A 16,938-nucleotide genomic window follows, 5' to 3' on the forward strand; every position below is an offset into this window, starting at 1 on the left:
CTCTTCACCAATGTCAAGAATCAACATTAGTTAAGCTTAATATTGACTGCGGTTAAAACCGCTCGTGTCGATTTTCCGCCCCGCAATAAATTGACGGGGCTACCAATCTCCCGTTATTTTTAGGTGTCCCTGGTGTGGATTAACTTTCCAGGAATGGGATGTTATAGAAGTAGACCACAAAGTCCCCAGAGCGCTAGGCGGTAAGGATGAGTGGAAAAACTTGCAACTTTTACATCGACACTGCCACGATGAAAAGACTGCTATTGACCTAATAGAAATCCGGAACAAAGAACACTCAAAATGCCTAAAACAACTAGCCCAACAATGGGAAAAAGTAGATTGGGAGTGGATAAACGACATTCCGGTCATCAAAAGTCGAACGGTCAAGAAGTCCCACAGTGACAAGGGAAAACACATTGAGTAGCCGTGTGAGGGGAAACTCTCAAGCACGGTTTCCCATGGGAGGGGTGGAGCAGTAATGCTCCCCTCGACCCTAACATATCTCTACGGGGATTTGAGCAGCCCACACTCACCCGCTAGGGCAGTCTGTGGAGGTTCACAAAGGCGGCACCCAGATTTGAACTGGGGTTGGAGGTTTTGCAGACCACTGCCTTACCACTTGGCTATGCCGCCACCAGGACTAGACTCCTAGCTCACCTGTGTTTGTCATCCTAGCATCTTTCGGTAGCTATTTTCTAGCCAGTTTTAGTCATATCTGGCTGTAAGTCCAGAAACCCTTACAGGATCTAGGTTTTACAGTTAAGTTTCCTTTTGGAAGTTAGTAGAGCTAAAACCCTTACTACTCCGTGACTTACATCCTGTTAAGAGCCTTCAGACCTGTTCAGAGGGCTTTTCTGTTTGCAGCCCAGACAGAACTACCTATTTACAAGCGTTTCAGCCTCCGATATAGGCAACTTATACAAGCGTCGGAAATAAAGTATTCTAAAGTAAGTTATATCATTTTAAAGCTTTTGTAGCATATATGACTATCTATGCTACTTGCTGACCAACTTACATGGATGAGCTTATATGCCTAGGACTACAAAAAATGTTTCTGACATCAACCTCGTACTACAACTTCAGCCTATGTAGTACGTAGCGCTTCGTCATACAAAGTCATACAATGTAACACGGAACCTCCTACAATGTAGTTAGTTTTCCCCTACAATGTAATACAGGTATAAATACTTATAAACTACTGGGCAGTAAAAAGCAGTTTTTAGCAGACCATAGGGCAGTAAAAAGCAGTCAGAAACAGCCCAAGAAAAAAGTAGGGCAGTCGCGGTGTAACAATGCAGGACAAAAGGTGTAACTATGTAGCACAATTGACCACAGAATGTAACTTTAGATCGCTGGTCAAAACCGAGTACATCATTTTACATATTTTTACATCACTGGCCTGAACTGAGCGCATCATTTTACAAAAAACTAAGCTTTCAGCCTCTCGCCTTGAGGCAGAGGATGAAAGCTAGCGGCGGTCTTGAGGCCGCCTTAACCGTTCTATTCTCGCTGTTGGGCGATATACCGCTGCACTGACTCCGGACAAATATTGCCAGCAGTGCTAACAAAATCACTCGGTGTCCACAGCGTAGGTAGTTTTAACAATTCCGGGAATTCTTTCCTGAGATGATGCGACGCCCTCGCTTTAATCCGATTCATCATCAGTGCTGGGTTATCAGTTGGTTTTGCGTTCCAGAACAAATGTACGTGGTCAGGCATTATTTCCATCGCGATGATTTTCCATCTGTTCTCGTTGCCAACTTGGCAAATTACTTCTTGCCATCGATGCGCCACGTCACCTACCAGTACTTTCTTGCGGCGTTTTGTTGGCATAAAAACAAAGTGGTAATTCAGTAGCGACACCGCGTTACCTTCGTGTCTGTACTCCTCTGGAGAAAACTTAGACATTTTCCGGAACTTCCCCTTGTCACTTCGTATATATATAGTAGAGTAAACAGAGTTAATCAACAAAAGAGGTGAGGTAAGTTGCTAGTTCTAGAGTACAAGGTTAAAGGCAAAGCTAGTCAGTACAAGGCGATTGAGGCAGGGATTCGCACAGTTCAATTTGTGGGCAACAAGTGTTGGCGATACTCGATGGATGCGCCCAAGGAAGCCAAAATTAACTATGCAGCTTTAAGTCGGTACTCGACGGAACTACGCAAGGAATTCCTGTTTGTCAAAGACCTAAACTCAATCGCAGTACAAGCTGCTGCCCTTAGAAGTTGGTTAGCAATTTCTCGGTTTTACGGAAATTGTAAAGCTAAAAAACCTGGCAAAAAGGGTTTTCCTCGCTTTCAGAAGGACAATGCAAGGGTTGAGTACAAAACCAGTGGATGGCAGCTACATTCCACCCGTCGCATTACGATTAGCGATAAAAAAGGGATTGGCTTGCTCAAGCTACTAGGTAAGTGGGATATCCACACCTATCCAATCAAGTCGATTAAGCGTGTCAGATTGGTGCGTCGTGCTGATGGTTATTATTGCCAGTTGGCAATTGATGTTGAGTGCAAAGAAGAATTACAGCCAACCAAAAATGCAGTTGGTCTTGAGGTAGGTTTGGAGTATTTCTACACTGACTCAAATGGACATACTGAAGAAAATCCACGCTGACTCAAGAAAGCAGACAAAGCAATTAAGCACGCTCAGGGTCGCATCTACAAGAAGGAAAAAGGTAAAAACGGACGCCGTAAAGCCAGGAAAAGATTTGCTCAGAAACATCTAAAAGTAAGTAGGCAACGGCATGAACACGCTAAAAGACTAGCGCGTAACGTATGCCAGTCTAACGACAAGCGTAGCCATGGAAGATTTAGCTGTGAGCAACTTAGTCAAAAACCACTGTTTAGCCTGGTCAATTAATCATGCTGGTTGGTCACAATTTAGACAGTGGATTGAGTATAATGCTTGTAAGTTTAACCGGGATGCCGTTGCGGTGAGGCCACACTACACGAGTCAGAAATGCAGCAAGTGTGGCGCAATTGTGAAGAAATCTCTGTCAACTCGTACGTATATTTGTTAGTGCGGATGCAAGTTAAACAGAGATGAAAACGCGGCGATAAACATATTAAATCTTGCAAAAGCAAGCTAGGGGAGGGCATCCCCAAAGTAACGGTGCGATTCGTTCAGTCGAAACCTAGTTTAGGGGGTTGACTGGCTTTTGTTGGGTAACCCATTGAGGGTTGAGTTCGCACTTTAATAGCCAGCAAAATGACAACTTACTATCCATGTAGGTGCGGAAATCTAGCCTCGCCACAAGCTAAAACAGCTAGAGGGATACTGAGAAAGATTATTGGCTTCCACCAAAATCATAACCTCTCCCACAATACACCAAGTCCTACCGTCCCGGTGCGGGATTGAAAGCACACAGCCTACCAAAGGTAAAACTTTGGTAACCCTCATGCCCAAGACTGATTATCAAAGGCGTGCAAGCAAGGGGTGAAAGCAGCCAATGCGATAATTGCTGAAAGCGTATGCTGCTAGCAAGAGTCCCATGAGTAGAACAAGCAAAGTGCTGTCTGAACCATCGTCATTCCGGGGGGCAAGGGTTATAAGCAGATCGATTTAACCATGCCCTTGCGTTGGAAATATCCGACAAAGGTAGAGACTATCAGGATTCGTTTACCGTGATAGCGCACCACTCTTAACCTCGGTGGAGAAGCACGCTCTAAAGGACTCAAATATGGATAGTAGGAACGAAACAACCCCTCGTGTTCTCCTGAAAAAGGTAGGCAATCAAGCCATAAGTCATGAGGGAGAAGGATGGTTCAAAAAGCAAATGCCCAACTCGAATCAACGAGTAATGCCTTAAAAGGGATGGCTGTAATCGCTGGGATAAGCTGACGTGAGCCGCAGTGTGGGAAAAGCTAAAGGCAACAATAGCAATGAACAAGCCTAATTTGGATTCAGAACAACTGAATACCGAGGGATGGAAGAGTATCAATTGGCGCCTAGTCGAAAGATATGTATTCAAGTTGCAAAAACGCATTTATGCTGCTTCCCGCCGTGGTGATGTCAAACGATGCCGCCAGCTCCAAAAGACATTAATGAGGTCTTGGTACAACAGATTACTGTCCGTTCGTCGGGTAACTCAAGAAAACCAGGGTAAAAAGACAGCAGGAGTGGATGGTAAAAAATCACTGTCCCCAGAAGCACGTATGAAGCTGGTAGGGCAATTAAAACTTACTGGTAAATCTCAACCTACTCGTAGAGTTTGGATACCAAAACCAGGGAGAAAAGAAAAACGCCCATTAGGAATACCCACCATTTACGACCGGGCGCTACAAGCCGTAGTCAAATCTGCCCTAGAGCCAGAATGGGAAGCGGTTTTTGAACCAAATTCTTATGGCTTTAGACCAGGAAGGTCATGCCATGATGCAGTCATGCAAATAAAATTGTCCATACAGAATAAGGCGAAATTCGTACTAGATGCGGCTCTAGCCAAATGCTTTGATTGCATAGACCACTTCGCCCTACTCCAGAAACTCAACATGAGGGGTAAAGTCAGGCAACAAATAAAATCTTGGCTAAAGTCTGGGGTCATCAAGGGGTATTCACTGCTACATCCGAGGGAACACCGCAGGGCGGGGTAATTTCCCCGCTATTGGCAAATATTGCCCTCCACGGTTTAGAGAACACACTAACGCAGTATGCCAAAACACTCAGGCTCCATTATCCCAATGGGGAAAAAATGAGAGTAAAGGATAAAATTCAATCCCTTACATTCATAAGGTATGCTGACGATTTTGTAGTAATCCACGAAGATAAAGCCGTTGTCCAAGGATGCCTGGATATAATCTCGGAGTGGTTGAAAGGCATAGGCTTACAATTGAAACCTGAAAAAACCAGGCTAACCCACACACTCCTACCGGAATTGAGTGAGGATGGGTTCGCTGGATTTGACTTTCTCGGTCATCATATCCAGCAATACCCAGCAGGGAAGTACCGCAGCAACAGAAACGGACAAGGGAAAATATTAGGTTTCAACACACTCATTACCCCTACCGAGAAGGCGAGTAAGGAACATCAAGAGGAAGTCGGAAGAATCATCAGAAAACACAGGTATTCGCCCCAATCGGCATTAATCAAAGACCTTAACCCTGTAATAAGGGGATGGACTTCTTACTATTCAAAATCCGATGCTAAAACCACCGGAAAACTAAGAAGACAAGACTACCTCACATACCTGAAACTTCGAAGATGGGCATTCCGCCGATGTGGAAACATCAATGATGGTCACACCAAATACTGGGCTTCCATAGACGGCGACAACTGGGTATTCGCCACCTGGAAAGGGAAAGCGAACCCCTTTCGGTTACTGAAACATAATGACTTCACTTGCAGTAGTAAGAATTATGTCAAGGTTAAAGGTGATAAAAGCCCCTACGACGGTGACCTAGTTTATTGGAGTGCAAGATTAGGAAGACACCCCCAATTGCCTAGTCGTAAGGCATCTCTTCTACAAAAGCAGAAGGGGAAATGTCCCTGGTGCGGATTACGTTTCCAAAATTGGGATGTGATAGAAGAAGACCACATAATCCCTAGAGCATTAGGCGGCAAGGATGAGTACAAAAACCTTCAACTATTACATCGGCATTGTCACGAGGATAAAACCTGTATTGATTTAACAACAATTAGTCAGAAAAACCATACCAAATCCCTTGAGGGATTATCTCAATTTTGGGACAAATATGAATGGGAATGGATTGATGATATTCCTAATTTCATAAATCACAAAGGTAGGAAGTCTGACAATGACAAATAGATACCACACTGAGTAGCCGTGTGCGGTGAAAGCCGCAAGCACGGTTCCGAATGGGAGGGGTGATGCAGTAATGCACACCTCGACCCTACCCGCTCCCAAGTTGGAATCACTACGCTAGTTGGGGAAACCCTGAAGCGGGCAAATTCCGATTTGGAGTACACAATCCCCTCGGCAATAGCTGCGGGGAGTGTCAATTCATTTTGTAACTTAGGTATTTAAGCTCATCCATGTAACTTTAGAAATAACCCGGATATTCCAGCAATAGTGGGGTACTACCTCATTCTTTCTCCCAGTTACTTTGAATGACTTTAAGTTTCAGGTTGGTTTAAATACTGGTGGCTGATGGCTGAAAGCACTGTGGTCAGGTCGTTCTGGTTAACTTACCAACAGAAAAGCCCCTAGAACTGGTCTAGAGGCTTCTGATGTACTGTAACTAACCAAATGACAAGGGGTTCAGCACTAGCGAGTTGCAGTTATTAACTAGGCTTCCAACTCTGCAATAGCTTCTGGGTTTAGCTCATCAGCAACATCATCGAAACTATCGAAAGCATCCTGCATCTTCATAGTCTTGGCTATTTCCTTGAGCGTGCTGGCAGATCTGGTGCATAGTGCAGCCATTGATCAAGATCCCAAGCCTTCACTACTTCCAACCAGCTTTTATGTCTCTGAGGAAAGTAGTAGGGGAGATCTGAGGCTGTTTAAACTCCAGGAACAGTTGCCACAGGTCAGTTAGGCTGCGGACTTCTGGTAAGACTGGGGGCTTGGCTAGGTAGCTGCCTCATGGCCCTCAGTAGCCCCCCTTGAATATCTGTTTCGATATCCCAGGCAATGACCTGTGCTTTCTTGCGGTTGTCTGGGGTGTCTTGAAGTCCTAGTGAGAAATACCTACTGCTGCCAGTGGTGACAGTTCTGGGGAGCCTAAGCCTAAGCCAGCCGTGATGGGTTTCGATGCCTACAGTACCTTTAGGGGCTTTCATTCTGGGTCACCTGTTGTAGCGATCCAGGTAGCCAGAAGGGTGAAACCTCAGAACGGAGAGGCTTGTCTGATAGGGGTTCCAAGGGTGAAACTGGGCTGTTCTTATATTTGCAGACCACTGCCTTACCACTTGGCTATACCGCCGCTTTCTTAGAGTTTTTATTATACCAGATTTTTTTGATTATTTGAAATATCCACTAACTTGATGCGATCGCACCAGCCCAAACCTTGCTTACCCGGCATATCTCAGGTTTTTACTCAAGTAATGTTAAGAAGTGTAACAATATGGCCATCAAACCAGCTTAATGTCTTGACAGCAAGGTTGAGAATGGATAATCTGATATGCATACCCGGGTAGAACACTAATGAGTCATATGCAAGATAAACAAAAAGTTACGTTGTATCTTTCACCAGAGCTGCATCGTCAACTCAAAATCCGAGCAGCAATTGACTCAGAGCCGATGTCAGCGCTCGCTCAAAAAGCGCTCGTATTCTACCTAGCTCATCCAGAAGTGGTCGAAGAGGTAGAGGAAGCAACCAAAGGTCAAACTCATCGGGTTTATCACTGTCCGGAATGTACGGGTGCGGTGGTAATGCAGGAAGGAGAACTGGTATCGCTCAAAAAGCAACCAGGTGTGCTGCCGGAGGAATCGCTCCCAGTTGACAAAGTGCCTGTAAGCTCTGGAACCACAAAAGAAGGCGAGGAAGAATTAATTCCTTGTTCCTTGGTCAGGTAAAAAATATCCTGCTTAAGGTTGGTGCAAGTAACGCTAGTACGTTATAGCATTTGGATTTAAGCGGAGTGTGTAAATGTCTGCAACGTTTCTAGTCGGTGGATAGTAGGTCGATGGCCATGCAAGAAGAACTCAACGTTCTAGTTCAAGCTCAATACCCTCTGATCTACCTGGTAACTTCCGAGGAAGAACGGGCAGAACAGGCAATCGCAACAATCGCTAAAATCAGCAAACCTCAACGACGAGTCTTTGTATGGACAGTCACCCACGGTCTAGTTGATTACGAGCAACCTCGCAACATCACCCAGCACAATACAGTCTCGCCAGAGGCAGCGATTGAGTGGGTGATGAACCGGCAGCGAGACCCAAGTATATTTATATTCAAAGATTTACATCCGTTTATTGATTCGCCAGCGACAACGCGGTGGTTAAGGGATGCGATAGCTAGCTTCAAAGGCAGCCAAAAAACCATCATCCTGATGTCACCCGTGCAGCAAGTTCCAATTGAGTTGGAAAAGGAAGTAGTGGTTATAGACTTCTCGCTGCCGGACATGGGAGAACTCAATCAAGTACTAACCCAACATCTGGAGCAAAATCGCGGGCGTCGTCTAACTACAGAAGCGCGAGAGAAACTTTTAAGAGCGGCTTTGGGCTTAACGCAGGATGAAGCGGAGAAAGTTTACCGAAAAGCCCAAGTTACTACAGGTCGGCTGACGGAAGCAGAAGTTGATATCGTTCTATCTGAGAAAAAACAACTTATTCGCCGCAACGGCATCCTGGAATACATCGAAGAAGACGAAACGATTGATGCTGTTGGTGGTTTAGAAGAATTGAAGAAATGGCTTAAACAACGCTCCAACGCTTTTACGGAGCGAGCCAGAGAATACGGGTTGCCCCAACCGAAAGGGATGCTAATCCTGGGAGTACCGGGTTGTGGTAAGTCCCTGATTGCCAAAACGACTTCTCGCCTCTGGGGTTTACCAATTCTGCGACTGGACATGGGGCGCGTCTACGACGGTTCGATGGTAGGTCGATCGGAAGCTAACCTGAGAAATGCCTTAAAAACGGCAGAATCAATTTCCCCGACAATTCTGTTTATTGACGAGTTGGATAAAGCTTTTGCGGGTAGCACAGGCTCCTCTGACTCGGATGGCGGGACTTCCAGCCGCATATTCGGCTCTTTCCTCACCTGGATGCAAGAAAAAACTTCCCCGGTGTTTGTAATGGCAACGGCGAACCGAGTAGAACGCTTGCCAGGGGAATTTTTGCGGAAGGGTCGCTTTGATGAGATTTTCTTTGTAGACTTGCCCACACCTGAAGAGCGCCAGGAAATCTTTAAGATTCACCTAACCAAGCGCCGCCGCGAAATCGAGCGCTTCGACCTCGACCAACTGGCTAAGGTTTCCGATGGCTTCTCAGGGGCAGAAATTGAGCAGGCACTGATTGCAGCGATGTATGAAGCCTTTGCTCAGGATAGAGAATTCACGCAGCTAGATATTATTGCCGCGATTAAATCAACGTTACCGCTGTCTCGCACGATGACCGAACAGGTCACGGCGCTACGAGACTGGGCCAGACAGCGAGCGCGGCCTGCTGCATCTTCCGTCGCCGAATATCAGCGACTGGAGTTCTAAAAGCTTTCTCCTGCTCCCAACAGGAGGAAAGGCTAGCGAAAGCTAGCAGTTTGATAAAAAGCCGCACTTTTAAAGGCGGTACGATCTCTCAAAACACGTTGTCGTTTGTTTTCGATCTCTCTAGGAGGAAATCCCAATGTCTCACTTCAGCACACTGCGTACCAAGATCACCGATGCCGAAATTCTGAAAGCTTCTCTGCGCGACCTGGGTATCAACGTTAAGACCAATGCTGACGTTCGCGGCTACAACGGTCAACGGGTTCGCTCTGACATCGTTGCAGTTCTGGAAGGCGAATACGACCTCGGCTGGTCTCGCAACAGCGATGGCTCCTTCGACCTAATCGCTGACCTGTGGGGTGTTGCTAAGAAGCACAACCAAACCGAACTGATCAATTCTATCAATCAGAAGTACGCAGTCAACAAAACCTTGGCAGAAGTCAAGCAACGCGGTCTGCAAAACGCCAATGTCAAATTGGTGGTGCAAAAATAATTACTTTGCGCGTTCCCAAGCTCGCGGGTTAACCAACGGGAGGTTAGCCCGTTTTTCTTCCAGTTCCTGATATAGGTTTAAGAAATGAAATATTCTATCCGCTTTAGGTGGATGGAGCGCGTCAATAAACGCCCTGCTTGATAAGTGGGGCGTTTTAATTATAGGCAGATGGCACGCTAAGGCGATCGCTTAATTGTCAAGAGGGTAGCGATCGCATTCAGATAAAAATTGGGCAAGTAGTGGTATGGGTTGAAGTATAAGCGATCGCTAGATCGTAGAAATCCCTTTTTATATCATATCCGTTAGCTTTGGTAGTCCAAGCGTTTTAGATGCTGTAGGGGCGGGTTTTACCAATCAATTCGTGTCAAGAAACTGGGTTTCTGTGAAAAATTGTTGAGCAAGGAAACTAGAGATCTACTCAGAAACCCGGTTTCTAGCTTCATTAAACCCGCCCCGACGTGCAGCTACTGTTCACCGCAATCCTTTTTCGCGCAACAATGCGTCCGCCCAAATTCTATCCTCTTCCTTCAACGGGGGAACGGGTTCGCGACGGTAATCAATTGCCATATCAAATCTTGCCTGCTCGTATACCTCAACTAATAAACTCTGTAAATCTACCAATGGCTCAGTATCTCCTGGTTGCAAAGGTAACAAAAATTTGGGCATCTCTTGCCGAACATTAAAAGCATAAAGCTGAGCATGGGGACGGCGATTCCCCGGACAGATTAAAATTCGATAGTCTGTTTTGGGAATATCGCTCAAAATTCGCATGGGTTTCCCGCTTCTAAGTAAGTCTATTTCTACCAAATGGGTAGGGGTGCTAAGCACTTCCAATCGCTTGGTGTTGTAGGCTTTTCGTCCTCTTCCGGCTCTTTTATTGGTAGGCGATAACACTTCGATTACTGTTATCACATCACCTGTTTCTACCTCTCTGATTTCTAAATAACCTTCCCTCATTTCTTCTGGGAGGGGTATAATTACGGCTACAGATTCAGCTTGAGCTGGTAAAGTGGCAGTTGATGAGGTTTGGACTGGGGTTGAACTTTGAGAGTAGACCGATACATCCGGAATTGCTACCGATACTGACTCTTCCCCATCGTTGAGATAGGTTCGTTTTTCGATCGCAACTCGATATCGCAGGCTGAGATTGGATGATAGAGCTATGGCGATCGCAGTAATCAAACGATGGTGTACCTCTGACCATAAATCGGGATTTTCTAAATAAGGATTCATCCCTGGAAACGGAGAAGGCATCGCAATCCCTCGCGGCTGGGTGATTTTAAGATCGATCTTAATCGTTGCGATCGCACGGTGCAAAGAAACCGGGTTTCTATGAAAAATCTTTGAGTTGAAAACTAGAGATATACGAAGAAACCCAGTTTCTGACCTCGCGCTATGGATGCAACCAGAAAGGTTAATCTTCACCGCCGTCGGGTTGCAATTGTCTCAAACTTGCCAGGGCGTAAAGTTCTACCAGCGTCATCAGTTTCTTGGCTGGTTCGTTGTGGAAAACCTCGCTGTTTTTGCCATCGCGCCACCAAACGGTTACGTTTAATTCGCCATTCTTGATGTCAACTGTCAGTTTGCGAATGTCGTCGAAATTGATAAATTCATCGGCAGAAACTTTCACAAAACTAGCCATTTTTTTGCCTCTATAATTACTCAAAGGATTTGTGGCATTTTCAGCGGCGATCGCTGTCAATACCGAGACGCGATCGCGTGCTGATTTGATCCGCGATCGATTCAGCACCGTCAGCGCTTCTTGATGCTCTGGATCGTGGGTTTGAAAATTAGTTGATAGCACCCAATCGTCTTTTAAAGGAATTAAAAGATATTCCTTGTAATGAGCGGGATAGGGTTTCACTATCCAGGTGTTGATAATTGTCCCCGGTTTAACGTTCCATCCAGCCGCTTCAAATTCGCTGATGATTGTGCTAATCATTGTTGTTTTTATCCAATCTTTCCATTGGTTTGAATTTGTGATTGAACAAAGAAAGCGCCGCGCCATAAAGAAAGCGGCGCTGGAGTATCCACTGAACAGTTATGGAACTTAGTTAATTGGCAATCGGCTACCTCCTTTCATCAATAGAATGCTGTGTCAGTTGGCGTTCCCTGCCGAGGGGCGTCACATCAGGTTGCGCGGGGGGAGCGATCAGATATTAGACGTCTGATTTACTAACAAAATACTATTAGGCGTCTTATGTGTCAATATTAGGCTGGCAATGCCCAAATATTGTCAGTACAATTTAAGGAGTTTTATGTCCGATCCGAATACAGATGCCCAAGTCCAAACATCATCAACACGGTCAACTCAAGTCAGAGAGGATTCAACTTCGATTAACCCCAGAGGGAAGGGAGAAGGTGGAACAACTAACCAAATCGATGGGTTTGTCAGTGAGCGAACTGCTAGAACAGTTAGGTCGCGGTCAGATTGCGATTTCACCAGCTCGTTCCTTGGGGGAATCCTTGACCAGTTGATTAAAGATGCGGAAAATCGACTGGAAAAAGCTCAAGCTGGCATAGATTGGTATGAAAGCGAAAAACAAGAAGCGCTTCAACGGCTTGAAAATCTCCGCCGTCTCCGAGAAATAGAGAAAGAACAATTTAAAGCTCAATCTGAATCTGAAATCGAGCCTGAATAAACGAGCGATCGCAACCCAATCGCTGGTTTTTTTGCAACCCTTCACCAGCGATCGCTCTTCCCAAGTTTCTAATTCAGAGAGTGCGATCGCCGATTCTGGTAATATCAAATGCGATCGCGCTCCTGCTGCTACGATCGTTGTAGCGGTTGCTCTTATATGATAGGAGTTGCAGGAGCGGATTTAGGAGAAACAAGCATGAGCGTAACCATCCCCGATGACATCCTGACTGCTGCCAAGATGACAGCAGCCGAATTAAAGCGAGAAATTGCTATTTTACTTTACCAACAGCACAGAATTAGTGGCGGTAAAGCTCGCGAACTCGCTGACATGAATATCATTGAGTTTCGTCGCGAATGTGCGCGTCGCGGTATCAATATCAACTACGATGTTGAGGATTTCCAAGCAGACCTCCAAACCTTAAAATCTTTGGGCAGACTGTGACTGTTGTTAGCAATACTTCACCCATCACAAGTTTGGCAGGGGTAGGACAACTCAACCTGTTACAACAACTCTACGGCAGCATTATTATTCCGCCAGCAGTCTATACCGAAATGGTAGGAGCAGGCAGTCTGGTACCGGGAGCGATCGAAGTCCAGACCTTACCTTGGATTCAAACCCGTGAGGTTGTCAACCAAGAGCTAGTTACAGAACTTTTAGAAGAACTGAATTTAGGGGAAGCGCAAGCAATTGTTTTGGCTTTAGAGTTAAAGGCAGAGTTATTGCTACTAGATGAACTGCCAGGTAGAACAATTGCGTCTCAATATGGATTGAATATAACTGGAGTGTTAGGAATCTTGCTAGAGGCTAAACGCAATGGGTCGATTCCAGCCGTCAAACCCTTGATGGATCGATTGATTGAGCAAGTGGCATTCCGAGTCAGCAGTCGGCTTTATGCTGAGGTTTTACAGTCTGCTGGCGAGTGAGAAAGAAGGATGAAATTGAAGCAGAACTGGAATAGTCTTACTATGTATTGGCTTTGCGTGAGAAAATCGCTGTAATTGCATAAGTCCTCAAGTGTCGGAGATATAGACTATTGAGGAGTTAATTTGATTGACAGCTATGCGCCTACCAAAAATTGGACTCGCTGCACTTATCGTCCTAGTCACCAGCGTTGTAGAAATGCCTCCAAGTCTCAATTTGAAGGGAAACTGGGGAGTGCCAAAGGTGTTGGCGCAGACGACGGCAGAACGAAAAGCAGAAGCAGACCGACTTTTAAACCAAGGGATTCAACAGTTTCAAACCAGTCAAGTCCAAGCAGCATTGCAGTCTTGGGAACAAGCATTGACGATTTATCGGGAAATCAAAGATCGCCAAGGGGAAAGTAATGCTCTGGGAAATCTTGGTCTTGCATACCTTGACCTGGGAGAATACCAGAAGGCGATTGAGTACTCCCAGCAGCGGTTAGCGATGGCGCGGCAAATTGGCGATCGCCAAGGAGAAGGACAATCTCTGAGAGATCTTGGTCTTGCATACCTTGACCTGGGAGAATACCAGAAGGCGATTGAGTACTCCCAGCAGTATTTAGCGATGGCGCGGCAAATTGGCGATCGCCAAGGGGAAGGAATATCTCTGGGAATTCTGAGTTTTGTATACCGTTCCCTGGGAGATTACCCGAAGGTGATTGATTACGAACACCAGCGTTTAGTCATTTTCCGGCAAATTAGCGATCGCCAAGGTGAAGCAGAATCTCTGGACAATCTGAGTGTTGCATCCCTTGCCGTAGGAGACGTTCAAAAGATGCTTGAATACGCGAACCAGCAGTTACCCATCAGCCAGCAAATTGGCGATCGCCAAGGGGCAGGTATATCTCTGGGAAATTTGGGTGTTGTATACTATTACCCAGGAATATACCCAAAAGACCATCAGAAAGCGATTGAGTACCAGGAGCAGCGTTTAACCATTGCGCGGCAAATCGGCGATCGCCACGCGGAAGCAGCTGCTCTGGGAAATCTGAGTTTTGTATACGGTTGGAATTCTAAAGACAGCCAGAAGGCGATTGAGTACCAGGAGCAGCGTTTAGCGATTGCACGTGAAATTGGCGATCGCCAAGCGGAAGGAGAATCTCTGGGACATCTGGGTCTTGCATACCGTTCCCTGGGAGACCACCAAAAGGCGATTGAGTACTCGCAGCAGAGCTTAGCCATTGCACGGGAAATAGGCGATCGCCAAGCGGAAGCAGCTGCTCTGGGAAATCTGGGTACTGTATACCGTCACCTGGGAGACGACCAGAAGGCGATTGAGTACGACCAGCAGCGTTTAGCGATTGCGCGCGAAATTGGCGATCGCCAAGGGCAAAGTAATGCCCTGAGAAATCTGAGTTTGGCATCCCGTTCCCTGGAAGACGACCAGAAGGCGATTGAGTACAACCAGCAGCATTTAGCGATTGCACGGCAAATCGGCGATCGCCAAGGAGAAAGTAATGCTCTGAATAATCTGGGTCTTGCATACCGTTCTCTGGGAGACTACCAGAAGGCAATTGAGTACCATCAGCAGCATTTAGCGATTGCACGGCAAATCGGCGATCGCCAAGGGGAAGGAGCTGCTCTGGATAATTTGGGAGCTGCTCTCCACAAACAAGGCAATCTTGTAGCAGCAGAGAAAACCCTATTAGAGGGAATTGAAATTTGGGAATCTATACGGGACAAATCTGGCAGCGACGATACCACCAAAGTCTATATTTTCGAGCAACAAGCTGGTACGTACCGAACTTTGCAACAAGTCCTGATTGCCCAAAATAAAATCGACAAAGCACTAGAAATTTCCGAACGAAGTAAAGCCAGAGCCTTTATCGAGTTACTGGCAAGACGGTTATCTGCTAACCCCACAGAAACATTACCTGCCAATCTTCTCAAACCCACGATTGAGCAGATTAAACAAATTGCCAAACTTCAAAACGCTACCCTGGTTCAATATTCTATTATTTATGACGACATTATTTATGACGAAATCAAAATACAAGGTCAACAACATGGCAAGGAATTAGAACTCTACATCTGGACAATTAAACCTACAGGTGAAGTCACTTTTCGCAAAGCCGACCTCAAACCCCTGTGGCAGAACAAAGATATTTCTTTAGACAGGTTAGTTGCCCTCAGTCGCCAATCAATCGGCGTCGGATCTCGGACTTCAGTAGCCGATGCTGCCAATGTCGAAACTCGCGCCACTTTAGAAATAGTATTAAAACCCGATGCTGACCAAGCTGAACGCTTACAGCAACTCCATCAAATTCTGATTGAACCGATTGCCGATTTTTTACCAACCGATCCAAATTCCCGCGTCATCTTTAGTCCCCAAGAATCTCTTTTTCTCGTTCCCTTTCCCCCATTAAAAGACAAATCGGGCAAATATTTAATCGAAAAACATACCATCTTAACCGCTCCCTCGCTGCAAGTCCTAGAACTCACCCGCCAGCAACGGGAACGAATTAACCAAGGAGTTAAGAGCCAACAAACATTAGTGTTGGGAAATCCGATTATGCCCAGCATCCCGCCTTCTCCAGGACAACCGCCGCAACAGATGCGCCCCCTTCCCGGTGCAGAAAGAGAAGCCAATGTTATTGCTGCTTTATTAAACACCCAACCCCTCACCGGCAGTCTGGGAACCAAAACAGCAATTGTACAAAAAATGCCCTCGGCACGGATTATTCATTTAGCAACTCACGGCATTTTCGATGATTTTCGCGGCTTGGGAAGTGCGATTGCCCTCGCACCTTCTGGCAACGATAATGGACTACTAACGGCTGAAGAAATCCTCGATTTAAAATTGAATGCCGAATTAGTAGTTTTGAGTGCTTGCGATACCGGCAGAGGTAAAATTACAGGGGATGGAATTATTGGATTATCTCGCTCGTTAATTAGTGCGGGTGTACCCAGTGTCCTGGTATCGCTTTGGGCAGTGCCAGACGCCCCTACAGCCGAGTTAATGACAGCTTTTTATCAAAATTGGCAAAAGAATCCCGATAAAGCGCAAGCGCTCCGGCAGGCGATGCTGACGATGATGAAGCAATATCCTAATCCTAAAGATTGGGCAGCATTTACATTAATTGGGGAGGCGGAATGAACAAACCCAGGAATTTTGTAGGGGCACGGCGTCAGAGATTTTTTGGTTTAATGTTGAGAATTGATCGTGCCGTGCCCCTACAGGATGTGGGATCTGCAAATCGATCAATTTTGTCGGGGCACGGCGTCAGAGATTTTTTGGTTTAATGTTGAGAATTGATCGTGCCGTGCCCCTACAGGATGTGGGATCTGCAAATCGATCAATTTTGTCGGGGCAGGGCGTCAGAGATTTTTTGGTTTAATGTTGAGAATTGATCGTGCCGTGCCCCTACAGGATGTGGGATCTGCAAATCGATCAATTTTGTCGGGGCACGGCGTCAGATATATTCTGGTTTAAGGTTGAGCATTAATCGTGCCTTGCCCCTACAGGATGTGGGATCTGCAAATCGATCAATTTTGTAGGGGCACGGCGTCAGAGATTTTTTGGTTTAATGTTGAGAATTGATCGTGCCTTGCCCCTACAGGATGTGGGATCTGCAAATCGATCAATTTTGTAGGGGCACGGCGTCAGAGATTTTTTGGTTTAAGGTTGAGCATTAATCGTGCCTTGCCCCTACAGGATGTGGGATCTGCAAATCGATCAATTTTGTCGGGGCACGGCGTCAGATATATTCTGGTTTAAGGTTGAGCATTAATCGTGCCTTGC

15 protein-coding genes, 1 tRNA gene and 3 pseudogenes are annotated in these 16,938 nt (G+C 46.0%); 13 read left to right on the top strand and 6 right to left on the bottom strand.

Going from position 1 to position 16,938, the window contains the following annotated elements:
- Window positions 1-121 precede the first annotated feature (121 nt).
- Window positions 122-424, top strand: a pseudogene (locus MiSe_RS53230) (HNH endonuclease); the annotation flags it as partial.
- A gap of 138 nt (window positions 425-562) precedes the next feature.
- Here MiSe_RS53230 and MiSe_RS40705 read toward each other — a convergent pair.
- Together MiSe_RS40705 and tnpA are read right to left on the bottom strand one after the other, a co-directional pair.
- A tRNA-Cys gene (locus tag MiSe_RS40705) sits at window positions 563-633 on the bottom strand.
- An 867-nt stretch (window positions 634-1,500) separates the two neighbouring features.
- Window positions 1,501-1,908, bottom strand: a complete 408-nt coding sequence (gene tnpA, locus MiSe_RS40710) for an IS200/IS605 family transposase (protein ID WP_226591545.1) — start codon at window positions 1,906-1,908, stop codon at window positions 1,501-1,503.
- Between the two features lie 78 nt (window positions 1,909-1,986).
- Here tnpA and MiSe_RS54225 point away from each other — a divergent pair.
- The 3 genes and pseudogenes from MiSe_RS54225 (at window position 1,987) to MiSe_RS54475 (ending at window position 5,758) form a co-directional block, all read left to right on the top strand.
- Window positions 1,987-3,134 (top strand): annotated as a pseudogene (locus MiSe_RS54225) (RNA-guided endonuclease InsQ/TnpB family protein).
- 744 nt (window positions 3,135-3,878) lie between these two features.
- Window positions 3,879-5,161 (top strand): annotated as a pseudogene (locus MiSe_RS53240) (reverse transcriptase domain-containing protein); the annotation flags it as partial.
- Between the two features lie 348 nt (window positions 5,162-5,509).
- Window positions 5,510-5,758: an HNH endonuclease gene (locus tag MiSe_RS54475; protein ID WP_264196894.1), complete on the top strand. Its 249-nt coding sequence runs from the start codon at window positions 5,510-5,512 to the stop codon at window positions 5,756-5,758.
- A 480-nt stretch (window positions 5,759-6,238) separates the two neighbouring features.
- Here MiSe_RS54475 and MiSe_RS40735 read toward each other — a convergent pair whose 3' ends face one another.
- Together MiSe_RS40735 and MiSe_RS53245 are read right to left on the bottom strand one after the other, a co-directional pair.
- A complete protein-coding gene (locus MiSe_RS40735; protein ID WP_226591551.1) occupies window positions 6,239-6,376 on the bottom strand; it encodes a hypothetical protein in 138 nt (45 codons plus the stop codon).
- Between the two features lie 107 nt (window positions 6,377-6,483).
- Window positions 6,484-6,735: an Arm DNA-binding domain-containing protein gene (locus MiSe_RS53245; protein ID WP_226591552.1), complete on the bottom strand. Its 252-nt coding sequence runs from the start codon at window positions 6,733-6,735 to the stop codon at window positions 6,484-6,486.
- A 373-nt stretch (window positions 6,736-7,108) separates the two neighbouring features.
- Between MiSe_RS53245 and MiSe_RS40745 the strand changes: the two genes are divergently transcribed.
- The 3 genes from MiSe_RS40745 to MiSe_RS40755 all read left to right on the top strand — a co-directional run bounded on the left by MiSe_RS40745 (window position 7,109) and on the right by MiSe_RS40755 (window position 9,592).
- Window positions 7,109-7,471, top strand: coding sequence for a slr0373 family blue light stress response protein (locus MiSe_RS40745; RefSeq protein WP_226591554.1), 363 nt, complete (start codon window positions 7,109-7,111; stop codon window positions 7,469-7,471).
- Between the two features lie 116 nt (window positions 7,472-7,587).
- A complete protein-coding gene (ycf46, locus tag MiSe_RS40750) occupies window positions 7,588-9,102 on the top strand; it encodes a stress-responsive protein Ycf46 (RefSeq protein ID WP_226591556.1) in 1,515 nt (504 codons plus the stop codon).
- Between the two features lie 136 nt (window positions 9,103-9,238).
- Window positions 9,239-9,592, top strand: a complete 354-nt coding sequence (locus tag MiSe_RS40755) for a DUF1257 domain-containing protein (protein WP_226591558.1) — start codon at window positions 9,239-9,241, stop codon at window positions 9,590-9,592.
- A 471-nt stretch (window positions 9,593-10,063) separates the two neighbouring features.
- Here the strand turns inward: MiSe_RS40755 and MiSe_RS40760 are convergent, their stop codons facing one another.
- Complete coding sequence (locus MiSe_RS40760; protein WP_226591560.1) at window positions 10,064-10,846, bottom strand: DUF4058 family protein; 783 nt, start codon at window positions 10,844-10,846, stop codon at window positions 10,064-10,066.
- 160 nt (window positions 10,847-11,006) lie between these two features.
- Window positions 11,007-11,534, bottom strand: a complete 528-nt coding sequence (locus tag MiSe_RS40765) for a hypothetical protein (RefSeq protein ID WP_226591562.1) — start codon at window positions 11,532-11,534, stop codon at window positions 11,007-11,009.
- A 316-nt stretch (window positions 11,535-11,850) separates the two neighbouring features.
- On the opposite strand from MiSe_RS40765, the gene MiSe_RS40770 reads away from it, so the two are divergent.
- From MiSe_RS40770 to MiSe_RS40790, 6 genes are all read left to right on the top strand, one after another.
- Window positions 11,851-12,234, top strand: coding sequence for a hypothetical protein (locus tag MiSe_RS40770; RefSeq protein ID WP_226591564.1), 384 nt, complete (start codon window positions 11,851-11,853; stop codon window positions 12,232-12,234).
- A 31-nt stretch (window positions 12,235-12,265) separates the two neighbouring features.
- Window positions 12,266-12,394: a hypothetical protein gene (locus tag MiSe_RS51550; RefSeq protein WP_264196891.1), complete on the top strand. Its 129-nt coding sequence runs from the start codon at window positions 12,266-12,268 to the stop codon at window positions 12,392-12,394.
- A 35-nt stretch (window positions 12,395-12,429) separates the two neighbouring features.
- Window positions 12,430-12,675, top strand: coding sequence for a UPF0175 family protein (locus MiSe_RS40775; RefSeq protein ID WP_226591566.1), 246 nt, complete (start codon window positions 12,430-12,432; stop codon window positions 12,673-12,675).
- The gene (locus MiSe_RS40780) at window positions 12,672-13,157 is read left to right on the top strand and encodes a PIN domain-containing protein (RefSeq protein WP_226591568.1); all 486 of its coding nucleotides are present in this window, start codon (window positions 12,672-12,674) and stop codon (window positions 13,155-13,157) included. The genes MiSe_RS40775 and MiSe_RS40780 overlap by 4 nt, the downstream gene beginning before the upstream one ends.
- 136 nt (window positions 13,158-13,293) lie before the next feature.
- The gene (locus MiSe_RS40785) at window positions 13,294-16,293 is read left to right on the top strand and encodes a CHAT domain-containing tetratricopeptide repeat protein (RefSeq protein ID WP_226591569.1); all 3,000 of its coding nucleotides are present in this window, start codon (window positions 13,294-13,296) and stop codon (window positions 16,291-16,293) included.
- Window positions 16,290-16,439 (top strand): hypothetical protein, encoded by a 150-nt coding sequence (locus MiSe_RS40790; RefSeq protein ID WP_226591571.1) that lies wholly within the window; start codon window positions 16,290-16,292, stop codon window positions 16,437-16,439. The genes MiSe_RS40785 and MiSe_RS40790 overlap by 4 nt, the downstream gene beginning before the upstream one ends.
- Window positions 16,440-16,938 lie beyond the last annotated feature (499 nt).

Origin of the sequence: Microseira wollei NIES-4236 (assembly GCF_020521235.1) — a bacterium.
GTDB classification, from domain to species: domain Bacteria; phylum Cyanobacteriota; class Cyanobacteriia; order Cyanobacteriales; family Aerosakkonemataceae; genus Microseira; species Microseira wollei.